Source organism: Ruegeria sp. YKSD179 (genome assembly GCF_059612885.1).
On sequence record NZ_JBXWRL010000068.1, the window covers coordinates 1 to 18,961 of the forward strand.

The following is an 18,961-nucleotide window of genomic DNA, read 5'->3' on the forward strand; positions in this document are numbered from 1 at the left end:
GTTTTGTGACGAGGAATAACGATGGGGAAAAGTGTTTCCGAACCCAGCGACGTCGGTTTCCCAAGGCTGGTCATCGCGTTCAGCAAAGAGGTATGTCTCCTTCGGGTGCATCAACTCCCAGGAGGCTCCTTCAAATGATGCACTCGGGGTCGCATCATTCCAGGCTAACACCCAATCTGGATATGCGTCGTAATAGTAAGAACTGGTAACAAAACGATTAGCGGATTTTGAGAACCAAAAGGCTTTGCCACTTTGCCCCGCCATTGTGATTGCCCCTCGGTCCTTGATCGAAACGCCAAAGACCTTGGCCGCGCCAGCAGTCGATGCGCTCAACTCATCTGAAAACGTGGTCACAAGCAACGCACGGGGCGACCGCCCATCTGTACCTGCCGCCGCCTGTGTCGGGTCGATCTCGATTTCGTCATTGACACCAGCACCTTCTCCCAACAGCGGTGCCGTTTGGTCCTCGACGTTGTAGACAACGCGATCCAAGGTTCTGTCGAACCAGATATTACCGACCATTCCATGTACGGCCGGCGTAGCGCCAGTGGCTAACGTAGCGTGGCCTACTACTGTCTCGGTATTTGCGTGACAGTGGTGGGCATCGACATAGTGCAGGCCATTTTCAAGCAGATACTTAAGACCACCTTCACCAAGATTTCCAACGTACCGAGTAGGAAGATCTCCGCGCAGAGCATCAACGGTTAGCTGCAAGACCAAACGTGGGGCATCTTGCGTATAGGCTGGCGCTACCGTAACCAACCATGATGCCAGAGCAGCCTTAAATGTTTTGGTCATAACTTGTTCTCCTCGCCTCAATCGCGCGGAATGCGGCACGCTAGCTTATTTTCGCTTGATGACATCCTCCATCAAGTTCGATCAGCAAGGCAAGAAGCGATGTGCCTGTCATTGGATTCTAGTCAGAGTATTCGGGTACAATCGAACAGCAACTCAATTCGAGACGCGGCGATTGACGAATAATCACTTGATCTAGTTTTACGGCAAAGCAGGCAAAACCAAGCTCACTCCCATCACTGACAACATCGCAATGATTGCACTACGAAACAAAGTTTCAGACAGGCGATGACGTATCTTGCCACCTATAGTTAACCCAATGAACACAAAACCCAACCCGAGGACCGAGATCAAAAAGTCATCCTGCGAAAACAGGCCCAATTGCCCAAGGCCCATTGCCATAACAAAACTGGACAATGTGAACGAACAGTTGAGCGCTTGAATAAACAAATTCCGTTCAAGGTGCAGCATCATCAGAAATGGAACAACTGGCATTACCTGCGAGCCTGTTACGCCGTTGATAAGACCCGTCAGACAGCCGGATAAAGGCGCCAACGGACGCTCAAACCCGGCAGGAAGAAGCAGATCGGGTTTGGCAAACGTGAAGGCACACCACAACAGAAGAACAATCCCCAAGACCGCTCCTGCTTGTACCCCTTCAATCCGTGACAAAGCCCATAGTCCCGCGCCCAGACCTGGGAAAAGCGCAATCAGCATCGGCCAAAATCGCCGAACAGTTTCCCGAAAATGACCCGCTTGTCTCATCACTACAAGGTTGGAACATACCGATGGGATAATGACCAACGGAAGTGCGTCTTTCAATCCGACGACAAGTGCAAGAATAGGTAGGCAAGTTGTCGAAAACCCGAGCCCAGTAATGCCTTTCGCCGTAGCGGCAAACACATAGGTTGCGAGGATCGCGGCGGCGTGCCCAGCCGAAAGTTCAAGAAATATGCTCGGCAAGATACTCCATCGCGGCCTGAGCGCCGCCCTTCTTGTGCGCCACTCCGGCGCGCATCAAACCCATCTCGACACCACACAAAGTACCCATAAGCATTAGATCGTTGAAATCCCCAAGGTGTCCGATCCGAAATACGCGGTCTGCCACTTTGTTCAGACCAGTACCCAAAGACATATCGAAACTGTCTAAAATTTCCGCCCGCAGATGATCCGCGCCCTTGTTGTCCGGCATGAGAACGGCCGTCAGGCTGTTTGAACGTTCTTCTGCGTTGACGGCAAGTATCTCTAGCCCCCAGGTTTCTACCGCCAGTCGAGTTGAATTGGCGTGTCGCGCATGACGGGAAAAAACGGCTTCCAATCCCTCCTCTGCCAACATATCCAGCGCCTCGCGTAAGCCGTACAGCAGGGTCGTTGCTGGCGTATAAGGGAAAAAGCCCTTCTCATTGGGTCCGGCCATATCCCTCCAGTCCCAATACGACCTGCGGTCACCGCCTGCTTTGCACGCGGCCCAAGCCTTGTCTGAAATGGCATTGAAAGACAGTCCTGGGGGTAACATTAATCCTTTCTGCGAACCTGCCACTACAACATCAACGCCCCAAGCATCCGTTTGAAAATCAATAGAGCCCAGTGAGGAAATCGTATCAACCATCAGCAAAGCTGGATGACTTGCCGCGTCAATCGCAGCCCGCACCGCCGCGATGTCTGACGTAATACCAGTAGCCGTATCATTATGAACCACGCACACAGCTTTGATCTGGTGTCGGCTATCTGCAACAAGTTGAGCACCAATTGCATCAGCATTTGCACCCGTCCGCCAATCTCCTTGCATGAACACTGGATCAAATCCCAGCTTTGCGGCCATGTTCTTCCATAAAGTTGCAAATTGGCCGGTTTCATACATCAAAACCTTATCGCCGGGCGCCAGAACATTGACCAGCGCGGCTTCCCAGGCGCCTGTCCCCGAAGCGGGATAAATCACTACCCGGTTGCGCGTTTTGAATACGGTTTTCAGGTCGTCAAGCAGACTAAGACCAAGCTCTGCGAATTCAGGACCGCGGTGATCTATGACAGCCCGATGCATCGCTCGCAGAACACGGTCTGGGGTATTAGTTGGCCCAGGAATTTGAAGAAAATGACGTCCTGCTCGCATGTGCTGTGCCTTTAAAAGTTGCGCTTGCTTTCTACAAGGGTGAGGGTGAGGTCGGTGAAGGTCAAGTTTGAATGCCAGATTACAACAGATTGAAAAGTAGAGTTGAAGGTCAGGTTCTGACCTCTCGTTTTGATCGCGGGCGCTATGCCACAGATGCGTCGATCTACCAGATCATGCCGCGCGCAATACTCGTGCCAAAGACATGGGGGGATGTCGAAGCAGCACTGGACTTTGCAAAGTCAGAAGGCATTGCCATGTTGCCGCGCGGTGGCGGGACATCGCAATCAGGGCAAACTGTGAATGACGCGCTTGTGATCGATTTCAGTCGACATCTCAAAAAAGTTCTGAGTTATGACCCAGAGACCGGCCGGATAAAGGTACAGCCCGGGCTGGTCCTCGACGATCTGAACCGTCGATTAAAGGCGGACGGTTGGTGGTATCCGGTCGACGTATCCACCGCTTCTCGCGCCACCCTTGGCGGTATGGCGGCAAACAACTCCTGTGGCTCCCGTTCTATCCGTTACGGAAAGATGCAAGATAATGTCCGGAGCTTGGAGGCAATGCTTGCTAACGGCGATCTACGTCGATTTGAAAACGCGCGACCTGATCAACCTCTCGACGCCGATATGCTGGCGCTGGCTGCGCGCGAAAAGGCTGAAATTAAAGAACGCTTCCCATCAGTCCTCAGGCGCGTGGGCGGTTACAATATCGATGCGCTTTTGGGTGACAATCCGGATATGGCGCAGCTCTTGGTTGGCTCGGAAGGCACACTTGCGATCACCAAATCACTTGATCTGAGGCTATCTCCAATCTTGAGGACCAAAACGCTGGGCGTGTGCCATTTCCCTACATTTCATGCGGCAATGGATGCGGCCCAACACATTGTCAAACTTGGTCCCGTGGCCGTCGAGTTAGTCGATCACAATATGATCCGACTGGGCCGGGATATCGCGCAATTCCGTCCCATCGTCGACAGTTTCGTTCGCGGAGAACCCCAAGCTATCCTACTTGTCGAGTTTGCCGAAACACCGGAGGAAAACCGCCGCCGCCTAACGGCATTGGGCGATCTGATGGCTGAACTGGGCTATCGGTGGGACGATCCGGGTAAACATGAAGGCGGAGTCATAGAGGCAGAGGATCCGGCATTTCAGGCGCGCATCTGGGGTGTGCGCACGCAGGGATTGAACATCATGATGTCTATGCGGAGCGAGGGAAAACCGGTGTCCTTCGTAGAAGATTGCGCTGTCCCGCTGGACCATCTGGCAGATTTCACAAGTCGGCTGACGGATGTGTTCCACAAACACGGTACAGATGGGACTTGGTACGCCCATGCTTCGGTCGGGCTTTTGCATGTTCGGCCTGTCCTGAACCTGCGGCAAAACTTGGGCCTTCGCCAGTTGCGCGCTATTGCCGAAGAAGCGTTTGATCTTGTGGCCGCTTATAAGGGATCGCACTCGGGTGAGCACGGAGACGGCATTGTAAGGTCTGAATTTCACGAGCGAATGTACGGGCCGCGTATGGTGCGCATATTTGAGCAAATCAAGGATAGATTTGACCCAGACGGGATGCTGAACCCTGGCAAGATTGTTCGCGCGCCCAAGATGGATGACCGCAGCTTGATGCGTTGGCCCGAAGGCTACGCACAACAAAGCCTGACCACGGTATTTGACTGGTCGAATTGGCCGGATGGGTTGAGCGGCGCGGCCGAAATGTGCAACAACAATGGGGCCTGCCGCAAAAGCACGGGCGGGGTCATGTGCCCGTCATTTCGGGTTACAGGACTTGAAAAAGACCTTACGCGAGGCCGCGCAAACGTATTGCGTTTGGCGTTGACGGGGCAACTTGGGCCTGACGCTTTTGCATCAGATCAGATGGCGGACTCCATGCAATTGTGTGTAGGTTGCAAAGCCTGCAAATCTGAATGTCCGATGTCGGTTGACATGGCCAAAATGAAAACCGAGGTGCAAGCAGCGCGCATTGCCCAACACGGGCTCAGGTTACGCGACCGTATCATCGCCTATTTGCCGCGTTTGGCTCCGTTTGCGGCAAAGACAAGACCAATTGCAAACAATTTCAGTAGGTTTGCAAGTTTTGCAGGCTTTAGCAGAACCAGCCAACTGCCCAAGTTTCACGCTCCTTTCAAAGGAAAATCGGACGGTGACGTCCTGCTGTTCTCGGATACATTCAATTGCCACTTCGATCCTGAGACCTTGCACGCCGCGCAACGCGTGATCGAGCGTTCGGGGCGCAGTGTCGGTGTTCTGTCTGCCCCAGGACGAAGGCTATGTTGCGGGCGCACCTTCCTTTCAGCAGGTCTGACCGACAAAGCCATAGCTGAATTGAACCGCACGACGGAAGTTATTCGCGCCGCGTTGGAAAAGGGAAAAACCATAGTGGGGCTGGAACCATCGTGCACCCTGACGTTTCGCGATGAGGCGGTGAACCTTATTCCGAACTGGACCGAAGAAATGGGTGCGCAGATTTTGACCTTTGCCGAGTATGTAAAACAGAACCCGCCGGTAGGACTTGAATTGCCGGGCTTGCAGGTATTTGTGCATGGGCATTGTCATCAAAAAGCATTCGGTGTTGCACAAGAAACTGTAGACGTATTAAACGCTATTGAAGGCGCACAAGCACAGATGATTGACAGTTCGTGTTGCGGCATGGCCGGGCCTTTTGGGTATCAGACGGAAACAGAAGAGGTATCCCGTCAAATGGCTGAGTTGTCACTCGCTCCGGCGATCCGCGCGTCCTCGGAAAAATCGCTAATTGTCGCTGACGGATTTTCCTGCCGCTGCCAGATCAGAGATGTGACACACCGTAATGCAAACAGTCTTGCTGTTGTTCTGGATCAGGCTTTAACCCGATGATGGCAGCCATTGCCGATCTCATCCAGAATTTCGATCTGGTGCAATCCGCGCAACTGATCGCAATTTTTCTTTTCGCGGCAATCGTGAAAGGTTTCTTGGGTATTGGGCTGCCTGCTGCGTCAATGGCCTTTCTGACACTTGTCATGCCCCCAACCGAGGCGATTCCGCTGCTTTGGTTGTCTATTCTCGCAACAAACTCCCTGCAGTTCGCGCGCGCACCTAACAAATGGGACATTGCAAGAGAATACTGGCTTTTCGCTTTGGCGATCATGGTTTGTATCTTTGTGACTTCAATGTTTATTTCGGATTACCCCACCAGCCTTCTGACGGTCGCTATTGGCGTTGCCATGGTCCTTTTCTCGCTAAACCTGTTGCTTGGGATAAAATTAAGGATCGGCCCAGGGCGCGGCTGGCACCTGGGCTTTGGCGTGCTGTCAGGAACACTGGGCGGTATAAGCTCGATCTGGTCACCGACTGTAGCGATGTATCTGGTGGCGCGTGACGTCTCCAAAGAACGGTTCATCGGTACGACTGGCTTTTTATTTTTGGCTGGCGTGCTGCCACTGGGTGCCGGACAAGTGGTTGCCGGTATCCTCACTTTTCCGATGTTGCTGAAATCAGCACTCGCCCTCTGTGTAGTCCTAGTTGGCTTTCGAATTGGTGAGATGTTACGCGACCGGGTCAGCCAAGAACTGTTTCGCAAGGCGGTTCTCACGGCCTTTTTGTTAATGGGACTAAGGCTAATCGCAAACGGTCTTAGTTAAGGTCCGTAAAGCAAATCGTTCAGATAAAGCCGCTGAATTTTGCCGGATGGGCCCTTGGGCAGTTCATCCAGAATATGCACTTGTTCAGGTGCCTTGAACTTACCGACTCGTTCTTCGCAAAGTAATCGCAGTTCTTCACCCGTGGCAGTGGAAGCCTCGCTTAGACGCACCGCTGCTTCGACGCGTTCGCCATACTGGGCACACGGTCGCGCGAACGCAGCGGCTTCGACCACATCAGGGTGCTCATACAACGCCTCGTCTATTTCACGCGGCGCAATGTTTTCGCCCCCTTTGATGATCAGCTCTTTCAAACGCCCTGTTACAAACACATACCCATCGGCGTCCATGCGTCCTAAGTCACCTGTGCGAAGCCAATCCCCGTGAAACGCGGCTTTGGTGGCTTCGGGGTTCTTGAGATATTCCTTCATAACATTGGGGCCGCGGATCTGGATTTCGCCTTCGGCGCCGCGCGCACATTCGGTGCCGACATCATCGGCTATCCGTGCCTCATTACTGATCGCCTTACCTGCAGAACCGATTTTGTGAAGTTGGGGATCCAGCGGATTAACAAGGCATTGCGCAGCGGTTTCGGTCAGACCCAAAGACTCCACGATTGCAAGGCCGAAACGGTCCTGAAATCCGCGCTGGGTTTCAACAGCAAGCGCGGAGGAGGCCGAGCGGGCAAAACGGAGCCGCCTCTTGAGCACCGGACTAGGTTCGGCTTGGCCATGTAGCAGATGGCTGATGATCGTGGGAACAACTGAGAACCAAGTGATACCACCAGTCTCGGCCTGGTTCCAAAATTTGCTGGCCGAAAACCGCGACACCATGGCGAGCGATCCTCCGGACACCAGACTGCCGATAACCGACACGCACAACCCATTGATGTGATAAAATGGCAGGACGCCCATACCGCGATCCTGAGAGGATAACTCATGGGCCACGCTCACGGTCCATCCCCCTGCCAACAAGCTGGATTGTGTATGTACGACTCCCTTAGGACGACCCGTAGTGCCAGAGGTGTACATCAAAAGTGCATCATCGGATGCCTCAACTTCATGCAACGCTTCACTGGCACCGCTGGGCGTATAACGATGCAAATTGTCAGGACGCACCTTTCTGTACATTTCAATCTGGCTATCATGCACGAAAGCCACCCGGGCTTCGGAATGTTCCATCGCATAACCCAACGCGTCGGGACCCGCCGCGAGATTGAGCATGGTCGCGCGAAACCCACCATAGAGAGCCGCATATAGCGCCTTTACACCTTCCAACCCATTTGGGTGCATCACAGCAACGCTCTCACCCTTGGCTATACCCTGCGCGGTCAGATCACCCGCGACCTTTGCCGCATGCTCCCTTAACGCGGGCCAGTGCAAAACTTCGTCAGTTTCGGGAAATATGAAAGCAGTGCCACCTGCCTCGGCGCGCGCATCAAGCCAGTCGCGTACGGATCCGGCTGGCGGGGTATTCCTGTCGAACTTCATTGTCCTGCTGCATTCCAATACTCTTCGAAAATCTCCTCCAGACTTGGCTCGCGCGCCGGAATTTCGCGAATGATTTTCGTTGATTGCAGAAAGTGGCGATAGTTGACGTTTTCATTCACCGAGTTCCCGCCCCATGTCCCACACCCCATGCTGAGCGAAAACGGCATGCCGTTGGTGAATGATCCGCCCGTCGCAAAAGTGTGCGCCTGATTGACAATAACGCGGCTTGTGGGAATTGCATTGGCCAGTATCGCAGCTCGACTGTCCTCTGCCGAGTGAAGGCCGACTGAATGGCCCGCGCCCTGATACATCTGAATGGTGCGCGTGACCTCGACAGCGGTTTCGAAATCTGGCGCGCGGTAAAGCGCCAGTACTCGGCTTAGCTTTTCTCCAGACAAAGGATGATCGGGGCCGATGCCGGATGTTGGAACGACGATGTATTCTGTCCCCTCGGGAACATCCAAATTCAACGCAGCGATCATCTTGTCCGCATCTTGCGCGATTACAGACCTGTTCAGATGCCCACCGGGCCATAGTTTTTCGACGATTCCTTTTTCGTCATCCACGAGCGTTCCGCCTGCCCTAGCCATAGCGGAGATAAATTCGTCATAGACCGCGTCCACGACGACGACGGCATTCTCTGATGAACAGGATGTGGCGTTGTCAAAGCATTTGGACGCGCGGATTTTCTCGGCAGCATCGGCGAGGTCTGCCGTCTCATCAACTATTACGGTGACATTGCCTGCGCCTACTGCAACTGCCGGGGTTCCGGCCGTCTGGGCGCGATGCACGTTGTTCTGGCTGCCTGTCGCGACAATCATGTCGCAAAGTTCCATTAAAGTTTGGGTTTTTTCCTTGGATCCAGGCGCAGGGATCATTTGCACAAGATCCGGGTCTTCACCGATTTTGTTGAATTCAGCGTGGACATATTGGATCAACCGTTCCGCGCAGGCGACACCCTTGGGTGACGGCGCTACGACAATCGAATTGCCGCATTTCAACGCGTTAATAATGTTATTGGCAGGTGTGGCTGCAGGGTTGGTTGAAGGTACGATCGCACCGACAACACCCTTGGCCCGGGCTATTTTGGTAATCCCCGTCGAAGGATCATCCGACATGACTCCATAAGTAACCGCCCCTTGGATATCTCGCATGAGCCCAAGGGTCTTACGGTGGTTTTTGGTGATCTTGTCCGGCACATTGCCAAGGCCCGTGGTTTTTACCGCCAGTTCGGCAAGCTCTCGATTCCGCGTCGGTTCCATGATTGCCCATGCAGCGGCTTGCGCGGCTCGATCATAACGTTCCTGAGAGCCATTTGCCTCATATCGCACCTGAGCATTACGTGACCGCTTTATGATGGTTTCAACAAGGCTTTCGCTCATGCCTGCGTCCTCCTAGCGCTTACAAGCGACTTACACTGACTTTTGTGTCGTTGTAAAAGCACGGTAGATACTGGTGGCCAACGTTAAAACTCCAGCGAAGATCAAGACAGCGCAGATCGGACGCGAGAAATAAGTACCCAAATCGTAATGCACCATCTGCAAACCTTGCGCAAAGTTCTGTTCGCCGATCTTGCCAAGGATCAGCCCCAATACGATTCCGGGGATAGAAAACCCTGACCGGCGAAGCAAATATCCAATGATACCAGCAAGAAACATCACCATTACGTCCAAAACCAGTCCACGGCTGATGTAGGCTCCGACAGTTGCCAGGATCAATATCAACGGAGCCAGGAACTGAAATGGAATTTTCAAAAGGTTGAGAATCGTCTTTGTCTCGACCAGCCCAATTATCAAGATCGAAAGATTGGCATAGAACATGGCTGCGAAAACGATCCAGATTAGGTCCGGCGACATCATGAACACTAAAGGTCCTGGCTGAAGGTCGTGCATCTGGAAAACCGCGACCATCATCGCAGTAAGCGCTCCGCCCGGAAGACCCAACGCCAGAAGCGGGATCATTGCTGCGCCCGTTGCTGCGTTGTTCGCCGTTTCCGCCGAAATAACGCCTTCTAGCTTTCCTTTGCCGAACTCTTCTTGGTTTTTCGACCATCGCACAGCTTCGCCATAGCTCATGAAGGCCGCCAAAGTTGCACCGATGCCAGGCAAGATTCCGCAGAAAAAGCCGACAACAATTGATCGTAATACTGCAATCTTGTGCATCCAAAGCTCAAGAAACGACGGAAACGACATGCTGACCTTTGGCGCCTTGTACTTGCCGCTTGCCTTCTTTTCGGCCTGCACAAAAATCTCGGAGACAGCGAAAAACCCCAATATTGCAGGCACGAAGGCAATGCCAGCAGCCAAATCTGTCAGACCAAAATTATAGCGATTGATGCCACCCACTGGATCTTGTCCGATTGTGGCTATCAAAAGTCCGATTAGGACCGACATCCAACCCTTCCAAATGGTGCGCGCACCAACCGATGAAGCGACAGCCAGACCGAAAAAGACCAGCGCGAAGATCTCTGGCGGGCCGATATTGCGGATCGCCCAGTTCGCAAGCGGCTCCGTAGCCGCCATCATAACCAAGGCTGAAGCAACCCCACCGATGGCAGAACAAAGCACAGCGGCACCAACCGCTTTCCCAGATTGTCCTTTTTGGGTCATGGGATAGCCGTCAAAGGCGGTTGGCGCATTCTCCGGTGCACCGGGAATGTTGAAAAGTATTGCAGTGATAGCGCCGCCATAGGTCCCGGTGCAGTAGATAACGGCAAAAAGCATCACCCCTTGAGCTGGCTCAAGCCCCGCCGTGAAAGGTAGAAGGATAGCCGCCAAGGTAAGCATGCTGACGCCCGGGATGGCGCCAAAAAGCATACCTCCGATGACACCGAAGACGAAGATACCAATGGTAAACGGGTCACCAAAAAGCGCTGAGGTTCCAGCCAGAAAGTTCTCGATCATTGTCTGGTCACAGCCCCTGTAGCTTGGCGTTCATTGTGAGGACCCATGCACTGAAATCATAGAAGGGCGAAGTGTTGCCTTGCGGCAAGGGCGCGTTAAGGATCACCAGAAACAGTCCAATGAAGAGGACATAGATGACAAAAGTCATTACCAAGATGGCTCTCCATCTACGCTCTCCGAAAAGCCAGATAATGGCCGCAATAAAAAATGGTGCGCTGAAATATATGCCCACCGGCTTCAAAAGCCAGGCAAAGAGGAAGGGAGTCAATAGAACGGCAAACATGCGAAGGACTGTGCCCGGTTCGCTGAGGTCAGCCTCGTCGTCACTTTGACCGATCGTACCTTGCGCGGCCGAGCCGTTTTTGTACTGAAACCAGATATTGCCCAACGTCGCGATCAGCAAAAGCCCGATTACTACGCGTGGCCAAGCGGTAGCTCCAAAACGATAAATCTCAATCGGCTGATTGAATTCGAAGGAAAAGGCATAAAAAATCACGACAACCAGCAGAAAAATTACCGCCTCTATCACGTGGGTGCGCGTCAAACGTCCCAATGTTCCTACCCCTAATTCGCGTGAAAAGGCGCGGCACCCATAGGCACCACGCCATTAGTATTATATGCGACTTACTTCACATCCAGGCCCATGGCCTTGTAGACGTCGCGATATTGATCAATTGAGCGCGTGATCAACTGTTCAGAGCCTTCTGTATCGCGATAGCTATCGATCACAGTCATGAATTTGCTCTCGTTGAAGGCCTGATAGCTGTCCTCGCAATAAGCGCGTTGGAACGCCCACTGAAGCCATTCCACGTTCTCTGCAGGAGCATCCGCGTGGACATAGAAGCCACGGAAGCGCAGCAAAGGATCAAAATCCATCCCCATCTCGCGATGCGTGGGTACGTCTGCAAAGACCTCTGGACGCTCATCAAAGATTGTCAGTATCGGCTTGAACTGACCTGCATCCAGAAAGTTGCGCACGTCGCCTGGTTGCTCAAAAAGTGCGTCAACCTGACCACCAAGCAAAGCCCCGTAGCGCGGCGCACCTTTGTCGAAAGAAATCTGTTGGATCGACATTCCAGTGGCATCAGTGATGAATTTCATCGTCACTCGTTCCATGGAACCTTCTTTGGAAACGTTGGCGATCGTGGCCTTACCGTCCTGCGCCTTAACCCACTCAACAAAGGAGGGCCAATCGGTAAAGCGCGTTTCGTCTGCGCGGATATAAACCTGCGAGAACGTAACCTGGCTGGTTACCAATGGGATTAGGTCCACTGCGGGGTTCGGCACAGACGAGTCGAGGGCATGGGCTGACGACGCGTCGTCGATATGCTCCAAAACATTGTATCCGTCTGCAGGCGACGCCATGTAGGCGGTCATGCCAACAGTGCCCGATCCCCCTGGTTTGTGGTCGCGATTGATAGGGACACCAGTCAGTTCTGTTACTGCCTCGGCCATAGCCGCGGCAACCTGGCCTGAACCACCTGCGGGGCCGTATGGTACAACCATGGTCAGAGCGCGCTCTGGGAAACCGCCCGGTTTTTCCATCGTAGCTTCACTGCGCTTGCATTCGAACGCAAACGCTGTACCACCAGCAGCAAGCGTGGCGACAAAAAAAGTCACCCCAAATAGTCTTTTCATGTTTTCCTCCCTTACGAGCACTTCATTTTATTGTTTGCTCATAGCTTGTGTACGGTCTCACGATCACCTTGGATTGGTAAAGTTCTAGCATAGCCCGTGCGAGGAAATTGGTATTGGACAAGATTTGATCTGTCTAGAAATATATAAAATCTCAAATATAAAGATTTTATCCACGTCGCCTTACTTGCCAGACGAGCGGGCACCCATTTAAATGCCGCATCATTTGTTCAAGCGGACACGAAGAATACATTTGCCGCTGCTCTGCAACCGGATCGCGGCCTACCGTTTAATCATCCACGACCTAGTCTCATTTGCGATCAGGCTTGTTCAATCCAACATACTTTTTTGTTTCGAGTTATGGGACGAGCTTCTTTACGAACAAAGTTACCAGTTCAATTTTTCCAGACAGTTATTAGGTCATCAAAAATGTGAAAAAAATTTATTTTTGACAAATGGTTACGTTGCTATGCTAACGATAAATTCACTTGTAAAAATAGCAGACTTCACACATGAATAACGGGGATCATAATTATATTTGAAGCTTCCACATAGCGCAGCTTAAACTGTCATCCGATGAATTCCCTCGAATAGCTGTGGTTTTGACCTTTATTGAGTAATACTTGGTTTCGTACCGCCCGCAGAACTCTCTTCGATCCACTGCCTCGCCACCGGCGTTTGATAGCGTTCCGTCGGAATAAACCTCCGTCTCACACGAGATATTTGCACTAGCACCAAGTGCTAGTGCAAATTGAAGCGCTCAGATTTAACTGGAAATACCGTCTGTACACGTGCGCGCAGCTTCGACCGCCGCACTAACGCCAGTCAGGTCTACTTTGACCGGTTGGTTGGTTTTCTTTGGGAAGGCCGTCAGTGTCCCTTCCTGCATAATGGCATTCACCATGTTGTCGTCTTTGATAACAAAGTAGGCGCCTTTGTAGTCGCCACGCAGGTCTTTGCTTTTCATCCCACGGGCTTTGCCGTCGAACACAAACCCGTTGACGTCAATTTCGACCTTTTGTTTGTTTTTGATGTCAACATCCGCCAAAGTGAATACTCCAATGTACGCGTGCTTTTTATTCTTGGTAAGGCCGATCTGGACCGCGTTGCCAAAGTCATCTGTACGCTCAATCAAGCAAGCCTGACGCTCTGCATCGATGAAAACATTCCAACCTTCGACGGGATCGCCGTACGGCGCAAAGCCATCCTCAGCGCCGGGAATAGGATCCGATGCAAAAGCCGGTACGGCGAAGGTAGCCGCCGCAATAAAGGTAACTGCTGTGAATGGAACTAGTTTCATTTGTACCTCCCATTAAATCAGATTGAACAATGGTAGTTATTCTGAACATTTTCGAAATCCAGTAAAACCAGTTCTCATCGAAGTCGTCGAACAAGCTAATTACCGCCACTTCGAAATTTGCTGGTTTTTTTAAAGCTGCATTATCAGCAGAGCGGGCGCAGACGAATATTTCGGGAATGGCTGCATCGAACCCAATGCGGACACCGCCGGGCTCTGGAACGCAGTCATTCACTTTTAGCAACATGACCTGGCTTTTGCGACACGATCAAAATCAGCGCCTTTAGTTGTCAAGCGATCGATTTGATTATTGTACAATGCACGGCACAAGCCTCAGGCTACAAAGTAGGACGTTATTTCTCCCACTCCTTTGACAAAATGAGTTTGCGCTTCCGCATTTGGCAGATGGTCGCCCAGCGCATCTTTAGTTTGTGCTGAGATGTGGATGTGCCCCGACCTTCCTGTGGCCTCGAGACGGCTCGCAAGGTTCACGGTTTCGCCCCAAACATCATAAATTGAACGCTTTCGCCCAATAAGACCGGCAATAACTGGCCCGGAATGGACGCCTATGCGGATTTGCAGCCCCGCGCTACTTATTGTGCTGTCAGACATTGTCCTGAGAATGTCACGTGCAAAGCTTATGGCCGCGTGCGCGTGGTCCTTACGATGCAAAGGAATACCCGACGCCGCCATGTAGGCATCCCCAATTGTCTTAATCTTTTCGATACCGTGCATGGTGGCGAGATCATCAAAAGCAGTAAACAATCTAGACAATTCCAGAATTAAATCGCCGGCGTCCATGCGGGCCACCAGCGGCGTAAATTCTACAATATCTGCGAATATTATGGTTGCGCCGACGAAGCGATCTGCGATGTTTGTTTCGCCATCGTTTAGTCGTTTAATAACGGGCGCGGGCAGCATCGAGTGTAGCAACTTGTCTGCCCTGTCACGTTCGTATTTGATCTCATTTGTAAACGCTAATTCTTTAGCGCGCCAGCGACTACGTTCCAAGCATGCGTCCACGCGCGCGTGCAGCAAAACTGGGTCGATAGGTTTTGGCAAATAGTCCTCTGCGCCGACACTGATGCATTTGGCGATAGCGTCAGTCTCGTTGAGACCTGAAACCATAACCACGGGTATTTCCCGCCAAGACGGATCCTCTTTCATTCTTTCGAGGACGTCGATGCCATTCACCTCAGGCATAAGAATATCCAACAAAACAAGGTCGAATCCTTCGCGCATCAGGGACTTGTAAGTTTCCCTAGCAGACCCGACCGACCGCACACTGTGTCCTCGACGTTCCAACAACCGGGTCAGAATTTCGCGATTGGCCGCCTCGTCATCAATCACCAAGATGTGGCCAGTCAGGATTTCGCGACCGACTTCCGGGGCCGTAAGACTGCGTTCAAGACTGGCTGCAATTTCCTCGTCCTTGTTGCTCCGCTCTGCGTTATTCTGAATGTCTGACCCATTAATGGTCACGTCGATCTGGAGTGCCAGCCTACGCGCTTCGTTCAGGATAGCGTTTATGTCTCTACAAGCGGAAGGTTCGAGATCTACCTCGAAATCATCCAGCACCATTTCCGAATAGCCAATTATCGCATTGATCGGCGAGCGGAAATCATGCCGCAATTTCGCCTGAGCATCTTTGTCGGCAGAAATTTGGTGCACACCTTTCCCCAAAACTTCGACCATCTGAACAAGATTGCTTGCTGCGACACCGATCTTTTGCAAATCCTCCAGCGCGGCCTCTGGACCAGTTCTACGCACTTCTTCGATCAGCAGGTTATGAAACCCTACGATCGCCTCCGATGGCCCCTTGAGGTTCTGGGAAATGCTTGTGGCCAGTGCCAACTTGTCCTTTCGGTTTTTTGCAACCATGCCTCGCTACCTGTCCAGCAGTTTTTCGATTATTTCCAGCAAACCAGGAAGTTCAATCGGCTTGGTATAGAAATCATCGCAACCTGCATCCATGGCCTTGTCGCGATCACTCTGCATCGCGTGCGCAGTCAATGCGACAACTGGGATAGTTTTGGTATCCGGGTTAGCTTTTATCTTTCTTGTCGCCTCCCACCCGTCAATTACCGGCAGGCTTATGTCCATTAATATTAGATCCGGTTTGTCCGATAGAGCTTGTTCAACGCCGGCCCGGCCATCGCGGGCCGATACAGTTTGATAGCCTTTTCTCTGCAAGCGGCGCGACAGCATATCGAGGTTCATATCGTTATCTTCCACAATAAGTATCTTTGCCATCGCCTTAATCTTTCCGACTCATGAATAAACTTGTAGCTGGCGCTTCAGTGCAGCAAGTAGATCACCTCGACCCGTATCACCTTTTCGGATGACTTCCCCAGAATGGGCTTTTAACCAATCCAGTTCATCCCGCGTCAGGTCCTTAGACGTCGCTACAATCACCGGTAAATCTGCAAGTCCGTCGGTAGAGCGAACTGTCTTCAGTACATCGAAACCGTCCACATTGGGCATCATAATGTCCAATACCATCAAAGTCGGCCTTTTAGATTTCAATTGGCTAAGCGCGCCCTGACCGTCCGCCGCTTCGCGTACTGTCCAACCATTGCGCGTTAAAATACGGCGAAACAGGTTTCGCGTTGACATATCGTCGTCAACAATCAGCACATCCTTGTCGCGCCCCGAGGCGATTGCTTCCAGCGCTGCAATCAGACGCGTTGGATCTATCGGTTTAATCAAATGCTCGATAGCGCCAAAGGCAAGGCCCATGTCGCGATCCGCGACAATCGTGGCTAGAACAACTGGAATCTCGCAAAGCTTCGAGTCCGCCTTGAGTTCCTTCAACATGGACCAACCGTCGCGTTCAGGCATGATAACATCCAGTATAATGACGTTAGGCCGTTGCATTCGCGCGACTTCCATGCCCGCTGTTGCGTTCGGGGCTGTCAAAACTTCATAACCTTCCTCACGAACGATTTGGGCAACTGCGTTCCTTGCGTCTTCTTCATCATCCACGATCAGCACTCGGCCCAAAGCTGTTTCGGATGAGGCTTCGCTGTGATCGTCAACCAAGGTGGAAACGGTCTCGTAGCGCGCCGGGATTTCAAAAGAGAAGGTCGATCCAACACCCTCTTTGCTACTAACTGTAATGTGTCCACCCATCATACGCGTAAATTCCTGTGCAATCGCGAGACCGAGTCCGGTGCCTCCGAAATTCCGCGTAGTAGACTGATCAGCTTGTACGAACGCTTGGAAAAGCTTGTCGCTTTGCTCTGCAGTCATTCCGATACCTTCGTCTCGCACCGAAAACCGAAAGAAATCCGTGTCGTTTTTCCGGGTTTTGGAGACAAGAAGCTCAATCTTACCGCTTTCGGTGAACTTTGCCGCGTTGGACAACAGGTTGAAGAGGTTCTGCCGAAGCTTAGTTTTGTCGGTTTCAATCTCGTCATTATCTTCAAGATCTATAGAGAGAACCAGTTCATTGCTGTTCTTGCTCACCAAGGGCACCACGGTAGAAGCGACTTCGTCCAACAAGGGTCGGAGAGCAAAACGTTCCGGGTACATATCCATTTTACCGGCTTCGATCTTGGATAGATCAAGAACGTCGTTGATGAGCGAGAGTAGGTGTCGCCCAGAAGCCATTATCTTCTCCAGGTCATCAGTCGCTGTCTGGAACCCCATATCTTGTGCGTCTTCGGACAACATTTCGCTGTAGCCGATGATTGCGTTCAATGGTGTGCGCAGCTCATGGCTCATGGAAGCTAGAAACTGGCTTTTTGCTGAGCTGGAAGCGACAGCCTGTGCATTGGCCTCTTCAAGTTGTTCCTGTTTGGACTTTAGGTCGGATATGTCGCTATAGACGGCGACTGTACCTCTGTCGGGTGTCCGGCGTTTCGACACCTGAATCCAAGCGCCACCCAGTAATACTTCCTGGCGATCGCCATCTGGACGGCGATGTCGTGCAATCCGCTCGTGAACCCACTCTTCATCAGGTACACCGTCGGTATCAACCGATTTTCGTTTTAGTTGTAGCCGCAAGATGTCTTCGAACCGAGTGCCCGGCACAAGAATGTCGTCCACATGTGCGAAAATGCTACGGAACCGATCATTGAAGAGCACGAGCTGGTCTTCATTGTCAAACAGCGCAAATCCATCTGGAATTGTTTCAATTGCCGTCAGGATTGTATTGCGCTGCGCACGTGCCTCTTCTTCTAATGCGCGTCGCTTTTCCTGACTGTCGCGCAGCGCCCTCAGAGCTTGGGACATCCGACCTAGCTCATCAGTGCCTTCAGGTGGCAGGTCCACATCTCTTTCACCCCGGATCAAGCCTGAAATCGCAACGTTGATTGCATTCAGAGGCACAACGATCGACCTTAGAGCACGCCAAGTAAGGAGTGCTCCCATAATCACAATGACAATACACGCGATGATCGCTCGGTTCATCGCAGCCTTGGCGGCGACAGTTGCTTCGTTTCTGGTCCGGTCGGCACTTTCAGATAGGTCTTCGACCAGTTGCGTCAGCGTTTTGTCGACTTCATCACTAGCCACTCGGGCTTGTGCAAGTAAAGTATTTCCCAGCACTCTGTTGCCATCGGTATAAGCATCGGCCGCCTGCATGGAAGTTTCGAAATAGGAATTTGCCTGCTCTTGCACGTTTGCCGCGGAATCTGGCGCAAAAGCGGCAAGTTGTTCGAGACTGCTTTTGAGCTTCGTGCTTGCTTCATTGGCGCGACGTTCCGACAGGGTCAGCAAACTGACAGAAAGGTCAGTTAACCAGTACCTCATTTCCCCAAAATGACGGTCTGCCTGGCCAGCTACTTCCAGTCGGTGAAACTCAATGTTGGCGTCTTGTATGCGGGCTTGATTAAGCGCTAGATCGTAGACCATTACGATGGTGCTAACAACCAATGCAGCCAACAATAACGCAGACAATGAACCAATGCGCACCGGAATAGTGTTTTTGGACACCCACCCCCAACCGTCGCTTACACCAGATTTTTGTTTCATTTAAAAAGCGTTATACTAGGCAGCCGACTCATAAAACTCGATCCACAATCGTATCGAGGCCAGTTTGATCATGGCCATGAAGTTGCGTGACGTTTTCTCGTACCGGGTTGCGATACGTCGGAA

14 protein-coding genes are annotated in these 18,961 nt (G+C 52.1%); 2 read left to right on the forward strand and 12 right to left on the reverse strand.

Going from position 1 to position 18,961, the window contains the following annotated elements:
* From AC2FNE_RS22155 to AC2FNE_RS22165, 3 genes are all read right to left on the reverse strand, one after another.
* On the reverse strand, window positions 1-798 hold a 798-nt coding region (locus tag AC2FNE_RS22155; RefSeq protein WP_496806302.1), incomplete at its 3' end, for an alkaline phosphatase family protein.
* Window positions 799-996: 198 nt separating this feature from the next.
* Entirely contained in the window at window positions 997-1,758 is a 762-nt protein-coding gene (locus tag AC2FNE_RS22160; protein WP_496806303.1) for a sulfite exporter TauE/SafE family protein, read from the reverse strand.
* A complete protein-coding gene (locus AC2FNE_RS22165; protein ID WP_170604928.1) occupies window positions 1,739-2,905 on the reverse strand; it encodes a pyridoxal-phosphate-dependent aminotransferase family protein in 1,167 nt (388 codons plus the stop codon). Before AC2FNE_RS22165 ends, AC2FNE_RS22160 begins: the two co-directional genes overlap by 20 nt.
* Window positions 2,906-2,976: 71 nt before the next feature.
* On the opposite strand from AC2FNE_RS22165, the gene AC2FNE_RS22170 reads away from it, so the two are divergent.
* Window positions 2,977-5,775 (forward strand): FAD-binding and (Fe-S)-binding domain-containing protein, encoded by a 2,799-nt coding sequence (locus AC2FNE_RS22170; protein ID WP_496806304.1) that lies wholly within the window; start codon window positions 2,977-2,979, stop codon window positions 5,773-5,775.
* Window positions 5,772-6,539, forward strand: coding sequence for a sulfite exporter TauE/SafE family protein (locus tag AC2FNE_RS22175; protein ID WP_170473267.1), 768 nt, complete (start codon window positions 5,772-5,774; stop codon window positions 6,537-6,539). Before AC2FNE_RS22170 ends, AC2FNE_RS22175 begins: the two co-directional genes overlap by 4 nt.
* On the opposite strand, the gene AC2FNE_RS22180 is transcribed toward AC2FNE_RS22175, so the two are convergent.
* The 9 genes from AC2FNE_RS22180 to AC2FNE_RS22220 all read right to left on the reverse strand — a co-directional run bounded on the left by AC2FNE_RS22180 (window position 6,536) and on the right by AC2FNE_RS22220 (window position 18,838).
* A complete protein-coding gene (locus tag AC2FNE_RS22180) occupies window positions 6,536-8,026 on the reverse strand; it encodes a class I adenylate-forming enzyme family protein (protein WP_170604924.1) in 1,491 nt (496 codons plus the stop codon). The genes AC2FNE_RS22175 and AC2FNE_RS22180 overlap by 4 nt on opposite strands.
* Window positions 8,023-9,408 (reverse strand): acylating sulfoacetaldehyde dehydrogenase, encoded by a 1,386-nt coding sequence (sauS, locus tag AC2FNE_RS22185; protein WP_170604923.1) that lies wholly within the window; start codon window positions 9,406-9,408, stop codon window positions 8,023-8,025. Before sauS ends, AC2FNE_RS22180 begins: the two co-directional genes overlap by 4 nt.
* A gap of 30 nt (window positions 9,409-9,438) precedes the next feature.
* Entirely contained in the window at window positions 9,439-10,929 is a 1,491-nt protein-coding gene (locus AC2FNE_RS22190) for a tripartite tricarboxylate transporter permease (RefSeq protein WP_170473274.1), read from the reverse strand.
* Window positions 10,930-10,936: 7 nt separating this feature from the next.
* Window positions 10,937-11,482 (reverse strand): tripartite tricarboxylate transporter TctB family protein, encoded by a 546-nt coding sequence (locus tag AC2FNE_RS22195; RefSeq protein WP_496806305.1) that lies wholly within the window; start codon window positions 11,480-11,482, stop codon window positions 10,937-10,939.
* 71 nt (window positions 11,483-11,553) lie between these two features.
* Complete coding sequence (locus AC2FNE_RS22200) at window positions 11,554-12,567, reverse strand: tripartite tricarboxylate transporter substrate binding protein (protein ID WP_170473280.1); 1,014 nt, start codon at window positions 12,565-12,567, stop codon at window positions 11,554-11,556.
* Between the two features lie 763 nt (window positions 12,568-13,330).
* Window positions 13,331-13,864, reverse strand: coding sequence for a hypothetical protein (locus tag AC2FNE_RS22205; protein ID WP_170473283.1), 534 nt, complete (start codon window positions 13,862-13,864; stop codon window positions 13,331-13,333).
* Between the two features lie 330 nt (window positions 13,865-14,194).
* On the reverse strand, window positions 14,195-15,742 hold the full coding sequence (locus tag AC2FNE_RS22210) for an adenylate/guanylate cyclase domain-containing protein (RefSeq protein ID WP_170610469.1): 1,548 nt from the start codon (window positions 15,740-15,742) through the stop codon (window positions 14,195-14,197).
* Between the two features lie 6 nt (window positions 15,743-15,748).
* A complete protein-coding gene (locus AC2FNE_RS22215) occupies window positions 15,749-16,114 on the reverse strand; it encodes a response regulator (protein ID WP_170610466.1) in 366 nt (121 codons plus the stop codon).
* A gap of 18 nt (window positions 16,115-16,132) precedes the next feature.
* Window positions 16,133-18,838: a response regulator gene (locus AC2FNE_RS22220; protein WP_496806306.1), complete on the reverse strand. Its 2,706-nt coding sequence runs from the start codon at window positions 18,836-18,838 to the stop codon at window positions 16,133-16,135.
* Between the last annotated feature and the right edge of the window lie 123 nt (window positions 18,839-18,961).

What these genes read in the sequence shown, in the direction of transcription:
- AC2FNE_RS22165 (WP_170604928.1), bottom strand. Translation starts at nt 2,905, where the DNA reads ATGCGAGCAGGACGTCATTTTCTTCAAATTCCTGGGCCAACTAATACC.
- AC2FNE_RS22170 (WP_496806304.1), top strand. Translation starts at nt 2,977, where the DNA reads ATGCCAGATTACAACAGATTGAAAAGTAGAGTTGAAGGTCAGGTTCTG.
- AC2FNE_RS22175 (WP_170473267.1), top strand. Translation starts at nt 5,772, where the DNA reads ATGATGGCAGCCATTGCCGATCTCATCCAGAATTTCGATCTGGTGCAA.
- AC2FNE_RS22180 (WP_170604924.1), bottom strand. Translation starts at nt 8,026, where the DNA reads ATGAAGTTCGACAGGAATACCCCGCCAGCCGGATCCGTACGCGACTGG.
- sauS (WP_170604923.1), bottom strand. Translation starts at nt 9,408, where the DNA reads ATGAGCGAAAGCCTTGTTGAAACCATCATAAAGCGGTCACGTAATGCT.
- AC2FNE_RS22190 (WP_170473274.1), bottom strand. Translation starts at nt 10,929, where the DNA reads ATGATCGAGAACTTTCTGGCTGGAACCTCAGCGCTTTTTGGTGACCCG.
- AC2FNE_RS22200 (WP_170473280.1), bottom strand. Translation starts at nt 12,567, where the DNA reads ATGAAAAGACTATTTGGGGTGACTTTTTTTGTCGCCACGCTTGCTGCT.
- AC2FNE_RS22205 (WP_170473283.1), bottom strand. Translation starts at nt 13,864, where the DNA reads ATGAAACTAGTTCCATTCACAGCAGTTACCTTTATTGCGGCGGCTACC.
- AC2FNE_RS22210 (WP_170610469.1), bottom strand. Translation starts at nt 15,742, where the DNA reads ATGGTTGCAAAAAACCGAAAGGACAAGTTGGCACTGGCCACAAGCATT.
- AC2FNE_RS22215 (WP_170610466.1), bottom strand. Translation starts at nt 16,114, where the DNA reads ATGGCAAAGATACTTATTGTGGAAGATAACGATATGAACCTCGATATG.
- AC2FNE_RS22220 (WP_496806306.1), bottom strand. Translation starts at nt 18,838, where the DNA reads ATGAAACAAAAATCTGGTGTAAGCGACGGTTGGGGGTGGGTGTCCAAA.